The 17022-nt window shown below is 71.7% G+C and carries 11 protein-coding genes and 1 pseudogene; 8 read left to right on the top strand and 4 right to left on the bottom strand.

Annotated features, from left to right (window positions below):
* Positions 1 to 234 precede the first annotated feature (234 nt).
* The 4 genes from ACH4DZ_RS11485 to nudC all read left to right on the top strand — a co-directional run bounded on the left by ACH4DZ_RS11485 (position 235) and on the right by nudC (position 9985).
* Entirely contained in the window at positions 235 to 3786 is a 3552-nt protein-coding gene (locus ACH4DZ_RS11485) for an ATP-dependent helicase (RefSeq protein WP_398286805.1), read from the top strand.
* Between the two features lie 212 nt (positions 3787 to 3998).
* The gene (locus ACH4DZ_RS11490) at positions 3999 to 7529 is read left to right on the top strand and encodes a UvrD-helicase domain-containing protein (protein ID WP_398286806.1); all 3531 of its coding nucleotides are present in this window, start codon (positions 3999 to 4001) and stop codon (positions 7527 to 7529) included.
* A gap of 10 nt (positions 7530 to 7539) precedes the next feature.
* On the top strand, positions 7540 to 8943 hold the full coding sequence (locus ACH4DZ_RS11495) for a dipeptidase (RefSeq protein ID WP_398286807.1): 1404 nt from the start codon (positions 7540 to 7542) through the stop codon (positions 8941 to 8943).
* A gap of 94 nt (positions 8944 to 9037) precedes the next feature.
* On the top strand, positions 9038 to 9985 hold the full coding sequence (gene nudC / locus ACH4DZ_RS11500) for an NAD(+) diphosphatase (RefSeq protein ID WP_398286808.1): 948 nt from the start codon (positions 9038 to 9040) through the stop codon (positions 9983 to 9985).
* A 31-nt stretch (positions 9986 to 10016) separates the two neighbouring features.
* On the opposite strand, the pseudogene ACH4DZ_RS11505 reads toward nudC, so the two are convergent.
* Both ACH4DZ_RS11505 and ACH4DZ_RS11510 read right to left on the bottom strand, forming a co-directional pair.
* Positions 10017 to 10097: pseudogene (locus ACH4DZ_RS11505) on the bottom strand (NrdH-redoxin); the annotation flags it as partial.
* 20 nt (positions 10098 to 10117) lie between these two features.
* Complete coding sequence (locus ACH4DZ_RS11510; RefSeq protein ID WP_398286810.1) at positions 10118 to 10372, bottom strand: mycoredoxin; 255 nt, start codon at positions 10370 to 10372, stop codon at positions 10118 to 10120.
* A gap of 226 nt (positions 10373 to 10598) precedes the next feature.
* Between ACH4DZ_RS11510 and ACH4DZ_RS11515 the strand changes: the two genes are divergently transcribed.
* From ACH4DZ_RS11515 to ACH4DZ_RS11530, 4 genes are all read left to right on the top strand, one after another.
* A complete protein-coding gene (locus tag ACH4DZ_RS11515) occupies positions 10599 to 12830 on the top strand; it encodes an ATP-dependent DNA helicase UvrD2 (RefSeq protein WP_398286811.1) in 2232 nt (743 codons plus the stop codon).
* A gap of 162 nt (positions 12831 to 12992) precedes the next feature.
* Positions 12993 to 13307, top strand: coding sequence for a hypothetical protein (locus tag ACH4DZ_RS11520; RefSeq protein WP_398286812.1), 315 nt, complete (start codon positions 12993 to 12995; stop codon positions 13305 to 13307).
* Between the two features lie 175 nt (positions 13308 to 13482).
* Positions 13483 to 13851 carry a WhiB family transcriptional regulator gene (locus ACH4DZ_RS11525; protein WP_398286813.1) on the top strand — a complete coding sequence of 123 codons (369 nt, stop codon included), beginning with the start codon at positions 13483 to 13485 and terminating at the stop codon, positions 13849 to 13851.
* A complete protein-coding gene (locus ACH4DZ_RS11530) occupies positions 13848 to 14171 on the top strand; it encodes a hypothetical protein (RefSeq protein ID WP_398286814.1) in 324 nt (107 codons plus the stop codon). The genes ACH4DZ_RS11525 and ACH4DZ_RS11530 overlap by 4 nt, the downstream gene beginning before the upstream one ends.
* Before the next feature lie 114 nt (positions 14172 to 14285).
* Here the strand turns inward: ACH4DZ_RS11530 and ACH4DZ_RS11535 are convergent, their stop codons facing one another.
* Together ACH4DZ_RS11535 and ACH4DZ_RS11540 are read right to left on the bottom strand one after the other, a co-directional pair.
* Positions 14286 to 15674: an ABC1 kinase family protein gene (locus tag ACH4DZ_RS11535; protein WP_398286815.1), complete on the bottom strand. Its 1389-nt coding sequence runs from the start codon at positions 15672 to 15674 to the stop codon at positions 14286 to 14288.
* Entirely contained in the window at positions 15667 to 16860 is a 1194-nt protein-coding gene (locus ACH4DZ_RS11540) for a TOMM precursor leader peptide-binding protein (RefSeq protein ID WP_398286816.1), read from the bottom strand. The genes ACH4DZ_RS11535 and ACH4DZ_RS11540 overlap by 8 nt, the downstream gene beginning before the upstream one ends.
* Positions 16861 to 17022: the final 162 nt, after the last annotated feature.

The raw sequence follows: 17022 nt of genomic DNA on the forward strand, positions 1-17022 counted from the left end.
ATGCCGTACGTTCGTGAAGCGGGAGACACCGGTGCCGGGAGGGAACACGAGGAAGCGCCGCTTCCACGGCATCCACCGGCGTAGCGTCGACGGCACGCGTCCCGTTCATCCCGCGGTCACCGCCCGCCTCGCGCCGCCGGTCTCCCACCCGTCGCCCGAGCACGATCCCTCACCGACGGCGTTCCGCGCCGACAGTGACAATCCCCAGCACACCCACCAGGACCGGCGAACCACGTGAGCTCCTCTTCCTCCACCAGGCGCCTGTCGTACCCCCAGGGTCGACAGGGGACCCGTGGCGCTTACCGGCTGGTACGTACCCCGCCGGAACGGGTGGCTCCCCCTGTGCTGGACGCAGCCCAGCGCGCGGCGGTTGACCACGAGGGCGGCCCGCTGCTCGTTCTCGCAGGTCCGGGGACCGGCAAGACGACCACGCTCGTCGAGTCCGTGGCGGCCCGGATCGCCCGCGGCGCGGACCCCGAGCGCATCCTGGTGCTGACGTTCAGCCGCAAGGCCGCCGTGGAACTGCGGGACCGCATGGCGCTGCGCATGGGAGCGGCCCGCGCGCCCCAGGCGACGACCTTCCACTCCTTCTGCTACGCCCTGGTCCGGGCCCACCAGGACACCGATCTGTTCGTGGAACCGATGCGGCTGCTCTCCGGCCCCGAACAGGACGTGGCGGTGCGGGAATTGCTCGCGGGCCAGCCCGGCCTGGAGCGGCTAGGCCTCGCCCATGTGCGCTGGCCGGACGAACTGCGCGCGTGCCTGACGACGCGCGGCTTCGCCGACGAGGTCCGCGCGGTCCTCGCCCGCAGCCGTGAGCTGGGCCTCGGCCCCGACGCCCTCCAGACCTTCGCCCGGCGCATCGGCCGCCCCGACTGGCTGGCTGCCTCCGCCTTCCTCGCCGAGTACCTCGACGTGCTCGACATGCAGGGAGTGCTCGACTACGCGGAACTGGTGCACCGCGCGGTGCTGCTCGCCCGGCGCCCCGGCGTGGCCGAGCGGCTCGCCGAGCGGTACGACGCGGTCTACGTCGACGAGTACCAGGACACCGATCCGGCGCAGCTGCGGCTCCTGGACGCGCTCGCGGGCGGCGGCCGCACCCTGGTGGCCTTCGGCGACCCCGATCAGTCGATCTACGCGTTCCGGGGCGCCGACGTGAACGGCATCCTGGAGTTCCCGGACGTCTTCCCGCGCGTGGACGGCACACCGGCGCCGGTCGAGGTCCTGCGGACGTCCCGCAGGTCGGGCGCAGACTTGCTGGCGGCCACCCGGCTGCTGACCCAGCGCATGCCCCTGACCCGCCTCCCGGCGGAGAAGGTACGCGCCCACAGGGGACTCGCCCCCGTACGGGACGGCGGTCACGTGGAGGTCTACACGTACCCGACCCCCGGTACGGAACTGGACAACATCGCGGACATCCTGCGCCGTGCCCATTTGGAGGACGGCGTTCCGTGGAAGGACATGGCCGTCCTGGTACGCGCCGGCTCCCGCACCATCCCGACGATCCGCCGCACACTCACCGCGGCCGGCGTCCCCCTCGACATCGACGGCGACGACCTGCCCCTGCGCCACGAACCGGCGGTGACGCCCTTGCTGACGGCCCTCAAGGCGGTGGCCGTGGCGGAATTGGGGGAGCCTCCCTCCCGCGAGATCCCCTCCTCCGAAACCCTTTCCCCGCAGCCCCTTTCCCCTCAGCCCCCTTCACCCGAGACCCCTCCCTCTGAAGAGGCGACTTCGGAAAGGGCCCTCTCCGGGGGACCCACCTCGGTCGAGGAGACGTCGGAGGGACCCGCCTCACAGGAGCAGGCCGTCCAGAAGGCACCGTCCGTCTCGGAGGAGCGGGCCGTCCAGGAGGTGTCGAGCGTCCAGGAGGTGCCATCCGTCCCGGAGGAGCAGGTCGCACCGGAGAGGCCGTGGCTCGACGTCGAGACCGCGCTCACGCTCCTCGCGTCCCCGCTGGCCGGTATGGACGCCGCCGACCTGCGCCGGCTGGGCCGTGCCCTGCGCGATGAGGAGCGCGCCGCGGGCAACCACGTGCCGCCGCCCTCCGACGACTTGCTGGCGCGGGCGCTGGCCGAGCCGGAGCGGCTGGTCGCCCACGACCCCTCGTACGCGCGCGGGGCCCAGCGCCTGGGCGCCCTCCTGCGCAAGGCACGGGAGCGCCTCGCGGGGGGCGGCACGGCCGAGGAGGCGCTCTGGGAGCTGTGGGACGGCACACCCTGGCCCCAGCGCCTGGAGCGGGCCGCCCGGCGCGGCGGCGCGGCCGGCCGCAACGCGGACCGCGACCTCGACGCCGTGTGCGCGCTGTTCGCCACCGCGGCCCGCGCCGAGGAACGCACCGGAGGCCGCGGCGCCCTCAACTTTCTGGAGGAGGTCGACGCCCAGGACATCGCCGCCGACACACTCACCCGCAGGGCCGTGCGCCCCGACGCCGTGCGTCTGATGACCGCGCACCGCTCCAAGGGCCTGGAGTGGCGCCTGGTCGTCGTCGCGGGCGTCCAGGAGGGTCTGTGGCCGGATCTGCGCCGTCGCGGCTCCCTCCTGGAGGCCGACCGCATCGGACGGGACGGTCTCGCGGAGCCACTCACCCCCGGAGCACTCCTCTCCGAAGAGCGCCGCCTGTTCTACGTGGCCGCCACGCGCGCGCGTGAACGGCTCGTCGTCACCGCCGTGAAGGCCCCCGCGGACGACGGCGACCAGCCTTCCCGCTTCCTCACCGAACTCGGCACGGAGCCCAAGGACATAACGGGCCGCCCCCGCCGCCCCCTGTCCGTCGCGGCGCTCGTCGCGGAACTGCGGTCCACCACGGTCGACCCGCGCGTCTCGGCCCCCCTCAGGGAGGCGGCCGCCCGCCGCCTGGGCAGACTCGCCGCGCTCGGCGACGAGGACGGCCGCCCGCTGGTGCCGTCCGCGCACCCCTACCGCTGGTGGGGCATGTACGAACCCACCGAGAGCAAGGTGCCGCTGCGCGACCGCGACCATCCCGTCGTGCTCTCCGGCAGCGCCCTTGACCAGCTCGCCAACACCTGCGCCCTGCAGTGGTTCCTGGGCCGCGAGGTGAAGGCGGACGCCCCCGCCACCGCCGCCCAGGGCTTCGGCAACGTGGTGCACGTCCTGGCGGACGAGGTCGCCTCCGGCCGCACGCCCGCCGACCTCGCCGTCCTCATGGAGCGCCTCGACTCCGTGTGGGAGGCGCTCGCCTTCGACGCGCCCTGGAAGTCGGCCCAGGAGAAGGAGCACGCGCGCGTGGCGCTCGAACGCTTCCTGAAGTGGCATGTCATGGACCGCGCCGAACGCACTCCTGTGGCCAGCGAGCACGACTTCGACGTCACCCTCGAAGCGGGCTCCTACGAAGTCCGCATCCGCGGCTCCATGGACCGCGTCGAGCGGGATGCCGAGGGCCGCGCCTACGTGGTCGACTTCAAGACCGGCAAGCAGGCACCGAGCGCCGCCGACGTGGCCCATCACCCGCAGCTCGCCGTCTACCAGCTCGCGGTCAGCGAGGGCGCCGTGGACGAGGCCTTCGACGGCGAACGTCCCGAGCCCGGCGGCGCCGAACTCGTGCAGCTCCGCCAGGGTGCCCCCAAGAAGGACGGCGGCGAGACCCTGCCCAAGGTGCAGGCCCAGGAGCCGCTGGAGGGGGAGTGGGTCGGCGACCTCCTCGCCACCGCCGCGGGCAAGGTCCTCGACGAACGGTTCACACCGACGACCGGCCAGCACTGCACGCACTGCGCCTTCCGGGCCTCGTGCAGCGCCCGACCGGAGGGACGTCACGTCGTCGAGTGACGGGGCGCACGGCCCCGGGCAGCCGTCCGCAGGGTGTCCGCCGCGGGTCCGCCGCGTGTGCGTCAATGCGGGCCAATGCGGGCCAAAGAGTGTCTGCCGTGTACGAAGTGACGCGAAGTGACATACAGCACCACGTGTGCTGACCTGCGCATCCTTCGACCCTGCCGCCGAATCGGCACCGACTGTCAGTGGGCGCGGCTAGCCTCTCAGACGTGCCAGCCCGTATCTCCGATCCCGAACAGCTCAAGGAGCTCCTCGGCATCCCGTTCACCCCGGAGCAGACGGCCTGCATCATCGCCCCGCCCGCCCCGCAGGTGATCGTGGCCGGCGCCGGCTCCGGCAAGACCACGGTGATGGCCGCGCGCGTGGTGTGGCTGGTCGGCACCGGACAGGTGGCCCCCGAGCAGGTCCTGGGCCTGACGTTCACCAACAAGGCGGCGCGCGAACTCGCCGAGCGCGTACGCAAGGCACTGATCAAGGCCGGAGTCACCGACCCGGACGTGATCGACCCGGACAACCCGCCGGGCGAGCCGGTGATCTCCACGTACCACGCCTTCGCCGGTCGTCTGCTGACCGACCACGGGCTGCGCATCGGACTCGAACCCACCGCGCGCCTCCTCGCCGACGCCACGCGCTACCAGCTCGCCGCCCGCGTCCTGCGCGAGGCACCGGGCCCCTACCCCGCGCTCACCCGCTCCTTCCCCGACCTGGTGAGCGACCTCCTCACCCTCGACTCCGAGCTGGCCGAACACCTCGTACAACCCGAGGAACTGCGCGCGTACGACGCCCGGCTGCTGCACGACCTGGAGGGCGCCAAGCTCACCAACGCCGACCTGCGCAAGGTCCCGGAGACGGCCGCCGCCCGGCGTGAACTGACCGAGCTGGTGAGCCGCTACCGGAAGGCCAAGCGCGAGCGCGACCTTCTCGACTTCGGCGACCAGATCGCCCTCTCGGCGACCCTCGCCCGCACCCGCTCCGAGGTCGGCGGCATCCTGCGCGACGAGTTCCGGGTGGTCCTCCTCGACGAGTACCAGGACACGTCCGTGGCCCAGCGCATCCTCCTGGCCGGACTGTTCGGCGGCGGCACGGGCCACCCGGTGACCGCCGTCGGAGACCCCTGCCAGGCCATCTACGGCTGGCGCGGCGCCTCCGTGGCCAACCTCGACGACTTCCCCGAGCACTTCGCGCACGCCGACGGCCGCCCGGCGACCCGCCAGTCCCTCAGCGAGAACCGCCGCAGCGGCGGCCGCCTCCTCGACCTCGCCAATGGCCTCGCGGAACCCCTGCGCGCCATGCACGCGGGCGTGGAGGCCCTTCGCCCGGCCCCCGGCGCCGAGCGCGACGGCATGGTGCGCTGCGCCCTGCTGCGTACCCACGCCGAGGAGATGGACTGGCTCGGCGACTCCATCGCCCATCTCGTACGCACCGGCAAGGCCCCCGGTGAGATCGCCGTCCTGTGCCGTACCGCGACCGACTTCGCGCAGATCCAGGGTGCGCTCGTCGCCCGCGACATCCCGGTGGAGGTCGTCGGGCTCTCCGGGCTGCTGCACCTGCCCGAGGTCGCCGACCTGGTCGCCGTCTGCGAGGTCCTCCAGGACCCCGGCGCCAACGCCTCGCTGGTCCGCCTGCTCACCGGACCGCGCTGGCGCATCGGGCCCCGCGACCTCGCCCTCCTGGGCCGCCGGGCCCGCCTGCTCGTGTCCCACGCGCGCGTGGGGGCTGACGGCGACCCCGACCTGCGGCTCGCAGCAGCCGTCGAAGGCGTCGACCCGGCCGAGGTGATCTCCCTCGCGGACGCGCTCGACACCTTCCTGGAGACGCCCCTCGGCGGTGACGGGGACGACGACGGCCTGCCGTTCTCGGCCGACGCCCGCGTACGGTTCGCGCGGCTCGCCACCGAACTGCGCGATCTGCGCCGCTCGCTCGCCGACCCGCTCATGGACGTCCTGCACCGGGTCCTCGCCACCACGGGCCTGGAGGTGGAGCTCTCCGCGTCCCCGCACGCGCTGGCCGCCCGCCGCCGCGAGACCCTGTCCAACTTCCTGGACGTCGCCGCCTCCTTCGCCGCGAACGAGGGCGAGGCCAGCCTGCTCGCCTTCCTCGGCTTCCTGCGCACCGCGGCCCAGTACGAGAAGGGCCTCGACAACGCGCTGCCGGGCGGCGAGAACACCGTCAAGGTGCTCACCGCGCACAAGTCCAAGGGTCTGGAATGGGACGTCGTCGTGGTCCCGGGGCTCGTCACCGGCACGTTCCCCAGCGGCCAGGGCCGCGAGAAATGGACCGCCCAGGGCAAGGTCCTCCCGCACGAACTGCGTGGCGACGCCGACACCCTGCCCGACATCGAAGCCTGGGACTCCCGCAGCATGAAGGCCTTCCACGAGGCCATGAAGGAGCACCAGCACACCGAGGAACTCCGCCTCGGCTACGTCACCTTCACCCGCCCCCGCTCCCTGCTGCTCGGCTCCGGCCACTGGTGGGGCCCCTCCCAGAAGAAGCCCCGCGGCCCCTCCGACTTCCTGCACGCCCTGTATGACCACTGCGCGGCCGGGCACGGCGAGATCGAGGCCTGGGAGGACGAACCCGAGGAGGACGAGGAGAACCCCGCGCTTCAGGCGGCCGGCGGCGACCACGCCTGGCCGCTCCCGCTGGACGACCTGGCGATGGCCCGCCGCCGCGAGGCCGCCCGGACGGTGCTGGCCCACCTGGAGTCCGGCCACTCCCACGAGGCGGCTCACCCCTCGGCTCCTGACGCCCCGGGCCCGTACGACGACCCGGACTGGCCGCCGCCGGAGGAGGACGAGCCTCCTTACGAAGAGGCCGATTTCACGGACGCGGCCCCGGACGACTGGGACTCGTGGACAGCGAACCGCCCGACGGCCCCTGACCGTCCGACGACCCCCGACCGCCCGACGGTCCCGCACCCCAGCCCCGCCCCGGACGCCCGTCCGCATCCTTCCGGGACCACGCGCCTCACCCCGGAGGAAGCCCGCACCATCGCCTCATGGGACCGCGACCTGGACGCCCTCACCGGGGAACTCCTGCGCGCCCGTGAGAGCGTCACGGACGTCCCCCTGCCGGCCTCCCTGACCGCGTCCCAGCTGCTGCGGCTGGCCGCGGACCCGGAAGGGTTCGCCCAGGAACTGGCGCGACCCATGCCGCGCCCGCCCCAGCCCGCCGCCCGCCGCGGCACCCGCTTCCACGCCTGGGTCGAAGCCCGCTTCGAAGAGCTGCGGCTCCCGATGCTGGAGCCGGAGGACCTGCCCGGCAGTGAGGCCGAGATCGCCGACGAACGCGACCTGGAAGCTCTCAAGAACGCCTTCGAGCGCACCCCCTACGCCCACCGCACGCCCTACCGGGTAGAGGCCCCCTTCCAGCTCGCCATCGCCGGCCGTGTCGTACGGGGCCGGATCGACGCGGTCTACAAGGAAGAGGTCCACAAGGAAGAGGGCGACGAGCACGGAGAGGGGCAGGCGACGACGACGTACGAGATCGTCGACTGGAAGACCAGCCGCACCCGCACCGCCGACCCCCTCCAGCTCGCCCTCTACCGGCTCGCCTGGGCCGAGCAGCACGGCATCCCCCCGGAATCCGTACAAGCCGCCTTCCTGTACGTGCGCAGCGGCGAGGTCGTACGCCCCAAGAGCCTGCCGGGCCGGGCCGCGCTGGAACGCCTCCTCCTGGAAGAACCACCCGAAGGGGTTCCCGACGAACCGCCGGACCAGCACGCGCGCGTGGACGGATAGGCTCGTGACCATGAGCAAGACTCCGGACAGCGCCGTCCGCGCGTACACCGAGCGGCACCGCGCAGCCTTCCTCGACGACCTCGCCGAGTGGCTGCGCATCCCGTCCGTCTCGGCCCAGCCCGAGCACGCCGCGGACGTACGGCGCAGCGCCGACTGGCTCGCCGCGAAACTGCGGGAGACGGGCTTCCCGACCTGCGAGGTCTGGGCGACTCCCGGCGCACCCGCGGTCTTCGCCGAATGGCCCTCGGACGATCCGCGGGCACCCACGGTCCTCGTCTACGGCCACCACGACGTACAGCCCGCCGCCCGCGAGGACGGCTGGGACACCGACCCCTTCGAGCCCGTCGTCCGCGGAAACCGACTCCACGCGCGCGGGGCCGCCGACGACAAGGGGCAGGTGTTCTTCCACACACTCGGCGTGCGGGCCCACCTCGCCGCCACGGGCCGCACCACTCCCGCGGTCCATCTGAAGCTGCTGATCGAGGGCGAGGAGGAGTCCGGTTCCCCGCACTTCCGTGACCTCGTCGAAGCCCGCAGGGACCGGCTGACCGCCGACGCGGTGATCGTCTCCGACACCGGCATGTGGTCCGAGGACACCCCCACGGTGTGTACCGGTATGCGCGGCCTCGCCGAGTGTGAGATCCAGCTGTACGGACCGGACCAGGACATCCACTCCGGTTCCTTCGGCGGCGCCGTGCCTAATCCGGCCACCGCCGTCGCCCGCCTCGTCGCCGCCCTGCACGACGAGCACGCGCGCGTGGCGATTCCCGGCTTCTACGAAGGCGTCACCGAACTCACCGACCGGGAGCGGGAACTCTTCGCCGAGCTGCCCTTCGACGAGGAGCGCTGGCTGCGTACCGCACGGTCCACGGCCGCCCACGGAGAGAGCGGCCACACCACCCTGGAGCGCGTCTGGGCCCGCCCGACCGCCGAGGTCAACGGCATCGGCGGCGGCTACCAGGGCCCCGGCAACAAGACGATCGTGCCGTCCTCGGCGATGGTCAAACTCTCCTTCCGGCTCGTCGCCGGACAGGACCCCGACCACATCGAGAAAGCCGTCCGCACCTGGACCGCCGAGCAACTGCCCGCCGGAATCCGTCACGAGATCACCTTCGGCGCCGCCACGCGCCCGTGCCTGACGCCGCTCGATCATCCCGCCCTGCAGTCCGTCGTACGCGCCATGGGCCGCGCGTTCGAGAAGGAGATCCGCTTCACCCGCGAAGGCGGATCAGGGCCCGCCGCGGACCTCCAGGATGTGCTCGCCGCCCCGGTGCTGTTCCTCGGCATCTCGGTCCCGTCCGACGGCTGGCACGCCCCGAACGAGAAGGTCGAGCTCGACCTCCTCCTCAAAGGCGTCGAGACCTCCGCCTACCTGTGGGGCGATCTGGCCCGGAACTGGCGAGATGCACACTGAACAAGCCCCGCCGCACACGCCCTGCCGTACATCCGGACATCCGGCTGAACAGCCCGCCGAACCAACCGTTTCACCGGGGGAGTTGGAAGCACCCGTGACCACCTGGACCGACCGCACCGCCGACCGTCCCATCTCGCTCACCGCCCCGAGCGGCATCGACCGGGCCGCCCACCACCGGCTCGACGAGGCCTGGCTCGCCGCGGCGTGGAGCCACCCCACCACCCGCGCCTTCGTGGTCTCCGGCGGTCAGGTCCTCATCGACGAGACGTCCGACGGCACCACGGAACTCGTCATGACCCCGTCCTTCGAAGCGCCCCTCACCGAGGCGCACCGCTACTTCCTCGGTACCGACGACGACGGCGTGAGCTACTTCGCCCTCCAGAAGGACACCCTGCCCGGCCGCATGGACCAGTCCGCGCGCGCGGCGGGTCTGCGCGAGGCCGGCCTGCTCCTGTCACCCCGCGACGCGGGCCTCATGGTGCACGCGGTCGCCCTGGAGAACTGGCAGCGCCTGCACCGCTTCTGCTCCCGCTGCGGTGAACGCACGGTGATCGCCGCGGCCGGTCACATCCGCCGCTGCCCCGCCTGCGGTGCCGAGCATTACCCCCGTACCGACCCGGCCGTGATCATGGCCGTGACGGACAACGAGGACCGCATCCTGCTCGGCCGCCAGGTGCACTGGCCCGAAGGACGCTTCTCCACCCTCGCGGGCTTCGTCGAGCCCGGCGAGTCCATCGAGCAGTCGGTCCGCCGCGAGGTGTTCGAGGAGGCCGGCATCACCGTCGGCGACGTCGAATACGTCGCCAGCCAGCCCTGGCCGTTCCCCTCCAGCCTCATGCTGGGCTTCATGGCCCGCGCGACCTCGGCGGAGATCAATGTCGACGGCGAGGAGATCGAGGAAGCACGCTGGTTCTCCCGTGAAGACCTGCGGGCCGCCTTCGAGTCCGGGGAGGTCCTGCCTCCGTACGGCATCTCGATTGCGGCCCGTCTGATCGAGCTCTGGTACGGCAAGCCCCTGCCGACGCGCGGAGCGGCCACCTGAGGCAACCGCGGCCGGGGACCGGGAACAGCTCCTAGGCGCCGATCTTCTGCTTCACCTGGGCCAGCGAAGGGTTCGTCAGCGTCGAACCGTCGGGGAAGAGGACGGTGGGCACGGTCCGGGGTTCCTCGGCTCCTACTTGGCGAGCGCGTCCTTCACCTGGGCAAGGCTCGGGTTGGTCATGACCGATTCGTTGCCCGAGGAGGCAACAATCAAGACCGTGGGCACTGTCTGGTTTCCGCCGTTCGCCTTCTCCACGAACGCCGCGGACGCCGGGTCGTGCTCGATGTTGATCTCGTCGTACGTGATGCCCTCACGGTCCATCTGGCTCTTCAGCCGACGGCAGTAGCCGCACCACGTGGTGCTGTACATCGTCACAGTGCCCGGCATGTCTCTCATGCTCCTTCGCTGCAGGGAGGTGCGTGTTCGCAGTCAGGGGAACGTACGCGACCGGGCTGCCATTCCCGTGCGAGGGCGGGCAGGCGCGACGCGGGGACAGGCGGCGCCTGCCCGCGCGACGCGGGGACAGGCGGCGCCTGCCGTATTAGTACGACTGCGAGCGGCTCCCTGTGGACAACCGGCGCATCCGTCCCGGCCGACCTGGCAGCATGGCGGGGTGACAGCAGCATCGCACTCCACCCTTTTCCCACAGGGCACCCACGGCTCTCAGTACCCGGCAACGCCGAGTGGGGCCGACGCGGTGCTCGAAGGGCTCGACCCCGAGCAGCGCGAGGTCGCCACCGCCCTGCACGGCCCGGTCTGCGTGCTCGCGGGAGCCGGGACGGGCAAGACCCGTGCCATCACCCACCGCATCGCCTACGGAGTGCGGGCAGGAATCCTCCAGCCCTCCAGCGTGCTCGCCGTCACCTTCACCGCACGTGCCGCGGGCGAGATGCGCGGCCGTCTCCGCCAGCTCGGCGCCTCCGGGGTCCAGGCCCGCACCTTCCACTCCGCCGCCCTGCGTCAGCTCCAGTACTTCTGGCCGAAAGCAGTCGGTGGCAGCCTGCCCCGCATCGTCGACCGCAAGATCCAGCTCGTCGCCGACGCCGCGGCCGCCTCCCGCATCCGTCTCGACCGCGGTGAACTGCGTGACGTCACCGCCGAGATCGAATGGTCCAAGGTCACCCAGACCATCCCCGCCGACTACGCCGCGGCGGCTGTGAAGGCCGGACGCGAGGCCCCCCGCGACCGCGCCGAGATCGCACAGCTCTACGCCGCGTACGAGGACATCAAACGCGGTCGAGGCGTCATCGACTTCGAGGACGTCCTGCTGCTGACCGTCGGCATCCTTCAGGACCAGCACCACATCGCGGAAGCGGTCCGCGCCCAGTACCAGCACTTCGTGGTCGACGAGTACCAGGACGTCAGCCCCCTCCAGCAACGCCTCCTGGAACTGTGGCTCGGCGAGCGCGACAGCCTCTGCGTCGTCGGCGACGCCAGCCAGACCATCTACTCGTTCACCGGCGCGACCCCCGACCACCTCCTCGACTTCCGCACCCGCCACCCCGGCGCCACAGTCGTCAAACTCGTCCGTGACTACCGCTCCACCCCCCAGGTGGTCCACCTCGCCAACGGCCTGCTCGCCCAGGCCCGCGGCCGTGCCGCGGACCACCGGCTGGAGCTGATCTCCCAGCGTGCCGCAGGCCCCGAGCCCGGCTACGCGGAGTACGCCGACGAGCCCGCCGAGGCCGAAGGCGCCGCCCGCCGCATCCGCGACCTCATGGCCTCCGGCACCCCCGCGAGCGAGATCGCGATCCTCTTCCGTACGAACTCGCAGTCCGAGATCTACGAGCAGGCCCTCGCCGATGTAGCCGTTCCCTATCAGCTGCGCGGCGCCGAGCGTTTCTTCGACCGCCCCGAGGTCAAGCGAGCCATCCACGCCCTGCGCGGCGCGGCCCGCTTCGGAGGCAACGACTCACTCCTCGACGACGCCCCCGACCTGCCCTCGCAGGTACGGGCGGTGCTCTCGGGAGACGGCTGGACCCACCAGCCGCCGGCGGGCTCCGGCGCCGTCAGGGAGCGCTGGGAATCCCTCGCCGCCCTCGCGAACCTCGCCCAGGACTTCGCCGCGGCCAGAGCCGACGCCACCCTCGGCGACCTCGTGGCCGAACTCGAAGAACGCGCAGGCGCCCAGCACGCCCCGACCGTCCAGGGCGTCACCCTCGCCTCCCTCCACTCCGCCAAGGGCCTGGAATGGGACGTCGTCTTCCTGGTCGGCGTCGCCGAAGGCATGATGCCGATCTCCTATGCCAAGACCGACGACCAGATCGAGGAGGAGCGTCGCCTCCTCTACGTCGGTGTCACCCGAGCCCGACAGCACCTCTGCGTCTCCTGGTCGCAGTCGCGCTCACCCGGTGGCCGCCCCAACCGGCGGCCCAGCCGTTTCCTCGACGGTCTGCGACCCGGCTCCGTCACCACCGCGGGCCGCAGGGGCGCGACCGGCCCGGGCGGGCCCGGCGGCATCGAGCGCGGAGCCCAAGGCAGTGCCCCCGACGCACCTCGGCGGACCAGCCGCACCCCGGCCCGCTGCCGGGTTTGCGGTCGAACCCTCAACGAGGCCGGCGAGATGAAGCTGATGCGCTGCGAGGACTGCCCCTCCGACATGGACGAAGGGCTCTACGAACGGCTGCGCGACTGGCGAGCGGTCCAGGCCCAGGGGAGCGGGCAACCGGACTTCTGCGTCTTCACGGACAAGACGCTGATGGCGATCGCGGAAGCGGTGCCGTCCACTCCGGTTGAGCTGGCCCGCATCCCAGGCGTCCGCGCCCGCAAGCTCAACCGCTACGGAACCGACGTACTCGCCATCTGTGCAGGTCAAGAGCCTGATACCGGTGAAGACGAGGAATGATTCAAACTCGTCGAGAAAATAGTTTGCGCATGCCCCAGCAATCCCCATAAGTTCTAGAGCACGGAAACGGCGGCCTTCTCGAAGGCCCAGGTTTCGTGCTGTACTTAATAACCGACGGACCGGCTCGCCCGGTCCCAGAGACGCCGAGAGGAGGCGATTCCAGTGATCAGCATCACCACCAGCTCAGTCAGCACCGCCAAAATGACCGATCGCTCGGTCGTCTCCACGTGCCTGCTCGGCTTCTCGAACCTGGGCACCGGTCTGTCCGGCATCGCCGCCGTTCGGCCGGCGTCCCCCGTGTCTCTCGCGACACTCCCTGTCCGCGAGCGCAATGAGCGACCGATGAAGGCACTGGAAGCAGTAGAGGCACAGGCGAAGGCCTATGCCTTTGGGGCGGCCGGTGCCGGAGCCAACAAGCAGACGCATCACACGATGTGGGCCTTCCGTGGGCCTGACCCCTGGAGTGATCCAGCCTGATCGACGATCAGGCCGGCGCCTTCAGGGCCGCGGAACCCCACCCGGGATCCGCGGCCCTTCTGTTTGTCCCCGACCGGGGACGGCGGAGCGAAGGGGCCTCGGGACAAGAAAAAACCCCGGTACCAGCCGCCAACCGGCCAACCCGGCCGGCACGACCAGACGAGGAAGACCAACCGTGCAACTCGAAGCGCACGCCCCGTCCGTACCGCCTTCCGAAAAGATCACCCCGCCCGGCTCCACGGAGGACTCCACCTTGACCCCGCTCACTGCGCTGACCGCGCTCGACGACGCCATCGAGAACCTCGGCGTGCCCGTCCCCTGCCGTTCGTACGACCCGGAGGTCTTCTTCGCCGAGTCGCCGGCCGATGTCGAGTACGCCAAGTCCCTCTGCCGCACCTGCCCGCTGATCGAGGCCTGCCTCGCCGGCGCCAAGGAGCGGCGTGAGCCCTGGGGCGTCTGGGGCGGCGAGCTCTTCGTCCAGGGTGTCGTTGTCGCCCGGAAGCGGCCGCGTGGCCGTCCGCGCAAGAACCCGGTTGCGGCATGAACATCACAGGAACGATCGATCGCCCCCTGACGCACGACCCCAAGAAACAGGCCCCGATGAAGCCGTCCACCGGCGAGCCCACCGGCTCCGCGATCCCAGACTTCACTGCCACCGGCGCGAACGACTCGCGTCAGAACAGGACCCGAGAGATGCAACTCATTCCAGAAGCCCTCGCGCGTGCGCATATGCACGAGCGAATCCAGGAGGCGGAGAGAGAACGCCGGGCGATGCGCCTGGTGACGGCCCGCCGTATGCAGCGCCGGGCCGAGCGCGCGTCGCTGCGTGCCCGCCGCGCCCTGGCCATGGCGGTCATGCAGTAAGGCGCACCGGCCGGGAGGCCACACGAAGCAACCGCTGATCGCGGGGGCCGGTCCGAACGGACCGGCCCCCGCGGTGCGTTGTGCCTCCCGTCGCGGCGTCCCGCGCGGGGAAATTCATGCCCCGGCTGCGGAGTCCTCCTCGTCCAGATCCGGCTCCGCGTCCCACAGGAAGCCGGGAAGCCATTCTTCGAGCTCCTGCCGTAGCCGGACGGTCGCTCCCAGCTGGCACAGCACGCCGATCGTGCTCAGGGTCACCCGGTGGATCAGCAGATACGCCGGGGGCAGATTGAGCTGCTTGCCCAGTTGGTGTGCGGGGGAGCGGGGGTCGGCGACCCGGGCCGCCTGGCTCCGCATCCAGCCCCGGCTGAAGGTGAACTCGTCGACCTGGGCCGGCTCGATGATGGGGAGCAGGTAGTCGAGGACGGCGTCCGGGTCCAGTTCTATGGATTCCTTGACGAAGCCCTCCTCGCGGAGCAGTTCGTAGACGGCCTCCGCCTCGCCGTCGAGGGTCATGCGGAGCGATTCGCCGATCGTCGGCGGCAGCCCGTCCGGGAGGCGGTCCACCGTGCCGAAGTCCAGGACCCCCAGCCGCCAGCCGCTCCTGTCGGCGGAGCTGCCGGAACCGTCGGCCGGCACGAGGCGGAAGTTCCCCGGGTGCGGGTCGGCGTGCAGCAGGCCGGTGCGGGAGGGGCCCGAGAAGAGGAAGCGGGCGAGGAGCTGACCGGCTCGGTCCCGCTCCTCGGGTGTGCCGTCGGTTATCACCTCGGACAGAGGTATCCCGTCGATCCACTCCGTCACCAGCACCTGCTCACGCTGGTGGACCACCGCCGGCACCAGCACATCCGGGTCGTCCGCGAACTCCTCCGCGTGTTCCTGCTGCGCCTGTGCCTCCAGGCCGTAGTCGAGCTCCTCGGACACCCGGTCGCGCAGTTCCGCGATGAGGGGCTTGATGTCCATGCCCGGGATCAACGGTCCCAGCAGCCGGGCGAAACGGCTCAGCTGGTTCAGATCGGACAGCAGGGCTTCGCCCGCCCCGGGGTACTGGACCTTGACCGCGACCTGCCGGCCGTCGTGCCAGACCGCTCGGTGCACCTGTCCGATCGAGGCCGCCGCAGCGGGTTTGTCCTGGAACTCCAGGAACAGATCCTGCCAGTCCTCGCCGAGCCGCTCGGCCAGCACGGTGTGCACCGTGCGCGTCGGCATCGGCGGGGCCGCTTCCTGAAGCTTCGTGAGCGCTGCGCGATAGGGGCCCGCGACCTCCTCGGGGAGAGCCGACTCGAAGACGGACATGGCCTGCCCGAACTTCATGGCGCCGCCCTTGAGCTCGCCGAGCACCTTGAACAACTGCTCAGCCGTGCGCTGCTGCAGCTCGCGACCCACGAGTTCCGCGGACTTGCCGCCGATTCGTTTGCCGAGTCCCCAGGTGGCGCGTCCGGCGAAGCCGAGCGGGAGCGCGGCGAGCTTGGCGGTCCGGGTGACCGCCTTCCGGGGAAGATCAGACATGCGCCCTCCAAGTACCGGACAGCCGTGCCGCGTGCGGCTGTTGTCCGGCCATTGTCTCGTGCGGCCCTTCGTCTTCCGAGGTCTGCTCCCCCTTACCTTTCTCCCCGGGCCCGCAGGGGCATGCGGGATGCTGCCACACCGGGCGGGCGTGCCAGTCGAAACCGGGTACCGAGACCTCCCAGCGGGTTCCCGCACTCGACGGTAGACCCCCGTCCAGGAACGCCAGCGCGTGCCCCGCGGCCAGCCCCGCGACCGTGGCCGCCAGGGTCAGATCGCACGCCGGAACCTGGCGGGGCCGCCCGGAGCGCCATTGTGCGAGAAGGCGAGGCCAGGCAGGGTCCCGGTCGGTGCGTCCGAGGTCCAGACAGCCCACGCAGGCGGTGTCCCCGGGCAGGACCAGCGGGCCGACGACGCCCGTCCCTTCCACGACCCCGGCGAAGAGATGAGGCGTACCGGAGTCGATCAGTGGCTCGAAGGCCGCCGGGTCGGGCGCGTGGACGGCCAGGCCGTCCCGAGGCGCGACGATCACCAGGGAGAGACCCGGGTCGTCCTGTACGGGAGCGGAGCGGGCGCCTCCTCGGCGGGGTGGCCGACCAGGAGCCGCTCTGCGCACCGCGCGCCGTGCGGCCTCGTCCCTGCGCTCGCCGACGGACTCCACGGGCAGTCCGCCCGGCGCCACGTCCCAGGGTTCGACGCAGCCGCCGTCCTGTACATCGACCCGGCCCACGCCCGCACCCGCCAGCGCCGTGGCCAGGACGGCCCCGACTCTGCCCGCGCCCCGCACCTGAACGCGCAGCGAGTGGCGGGCCGCCAGCCGGCGCATGGCCTCGCCCGGTTCGGGAGCGACGAGGGAGAGCGAGGCGGCGTCGGGCCGGAGCCGGTCCAGGACGGCCGGTTTTCCGCGCAGTGCGTCGGCCGCCGGGCCGCCGCCCGTGGCGTCGTCCAGCAGCCCGGCCCGGGACAGCCGCTCCACCAGACCGTCGACGTGACCGTCGGGCAGGCCCATCCGGCGCCCCTCGTCGCGCAGCAGAGGCAGCCCGCGTGTTCCGTCGAACAAGGTCAGGAGGCTGCCCGTCGCCGTGTCCATCGGGCCGAGCACCATCGCGTGCGCGGGTGCCATCCCGAACTGCACGGTGTTCAGATTCCGCCAGCCGCGCCGCAGCGCGGGTTTCACCATCGGATGCATGCAGCGACCCCCGTACGTCCCCGTTGTCGTCCCCGTGCGCCGGCGGAGTTCGTCCCGCTCCGTCGGTCGAATGCCAGGATGCCCGCATTGCCCGGCGCGTGCCGAAAGTTATCCACAGGCGGTGGATGTTCGTCATACAAATCGAGCGCGTGGGGTGCGGTT

This window comes from Streptomyces sp. NPDC017991 (genome assembly GCF_044328075.1).
In the GTDB taxonomy this organism is placed as follows: Bacteria; Actinomycetota; Actinomycetes; order Streptomycetales; family Streptomycetaceae; genus Streptomyces.

Excerpts from the sequence above, each read along its gene's own strand:
- ACH4DZ_RS11510 (WP_398286810.1), bottom strand. The coding sequence starts at position 10,372 with ATGCCGGGCACTGTGACGATGTACAGCACCACGTGGTGCGGCTACTGC.
- ACH4DZ_RS11540 (WP_398286816.1), bottom strand. The coding sequence starts at position 16,860 with ATGCATCCGATGGTGAAACCCGCGCTGCGGCGCGGCTGGCGGAATCTG.
- ACH4DZ_RS11495 (WP_398286807.1), top strand. The coding sequence starts at position 7,540 with ATGAGCAAGACTCCGGACAGCGCCGTCCGCGCGTACACCGAGCGGCAC.
- ACH4DZ_RS11535 (WP_398286815.1), bottom strand. The coding sequence starts at position 15,674 with ATGTCTGATCTTCCCCGGAAGGCGGTCACCCGGACCGCCAAGCTCGCC.
- ACH4DZ_RS11530 (WP_398286814.1), top strand. The coding sequence starts at position 13,848 with ATGAACATCACAGGAACGATCGATCGCCCCCTGACGCACGACCCCAAG.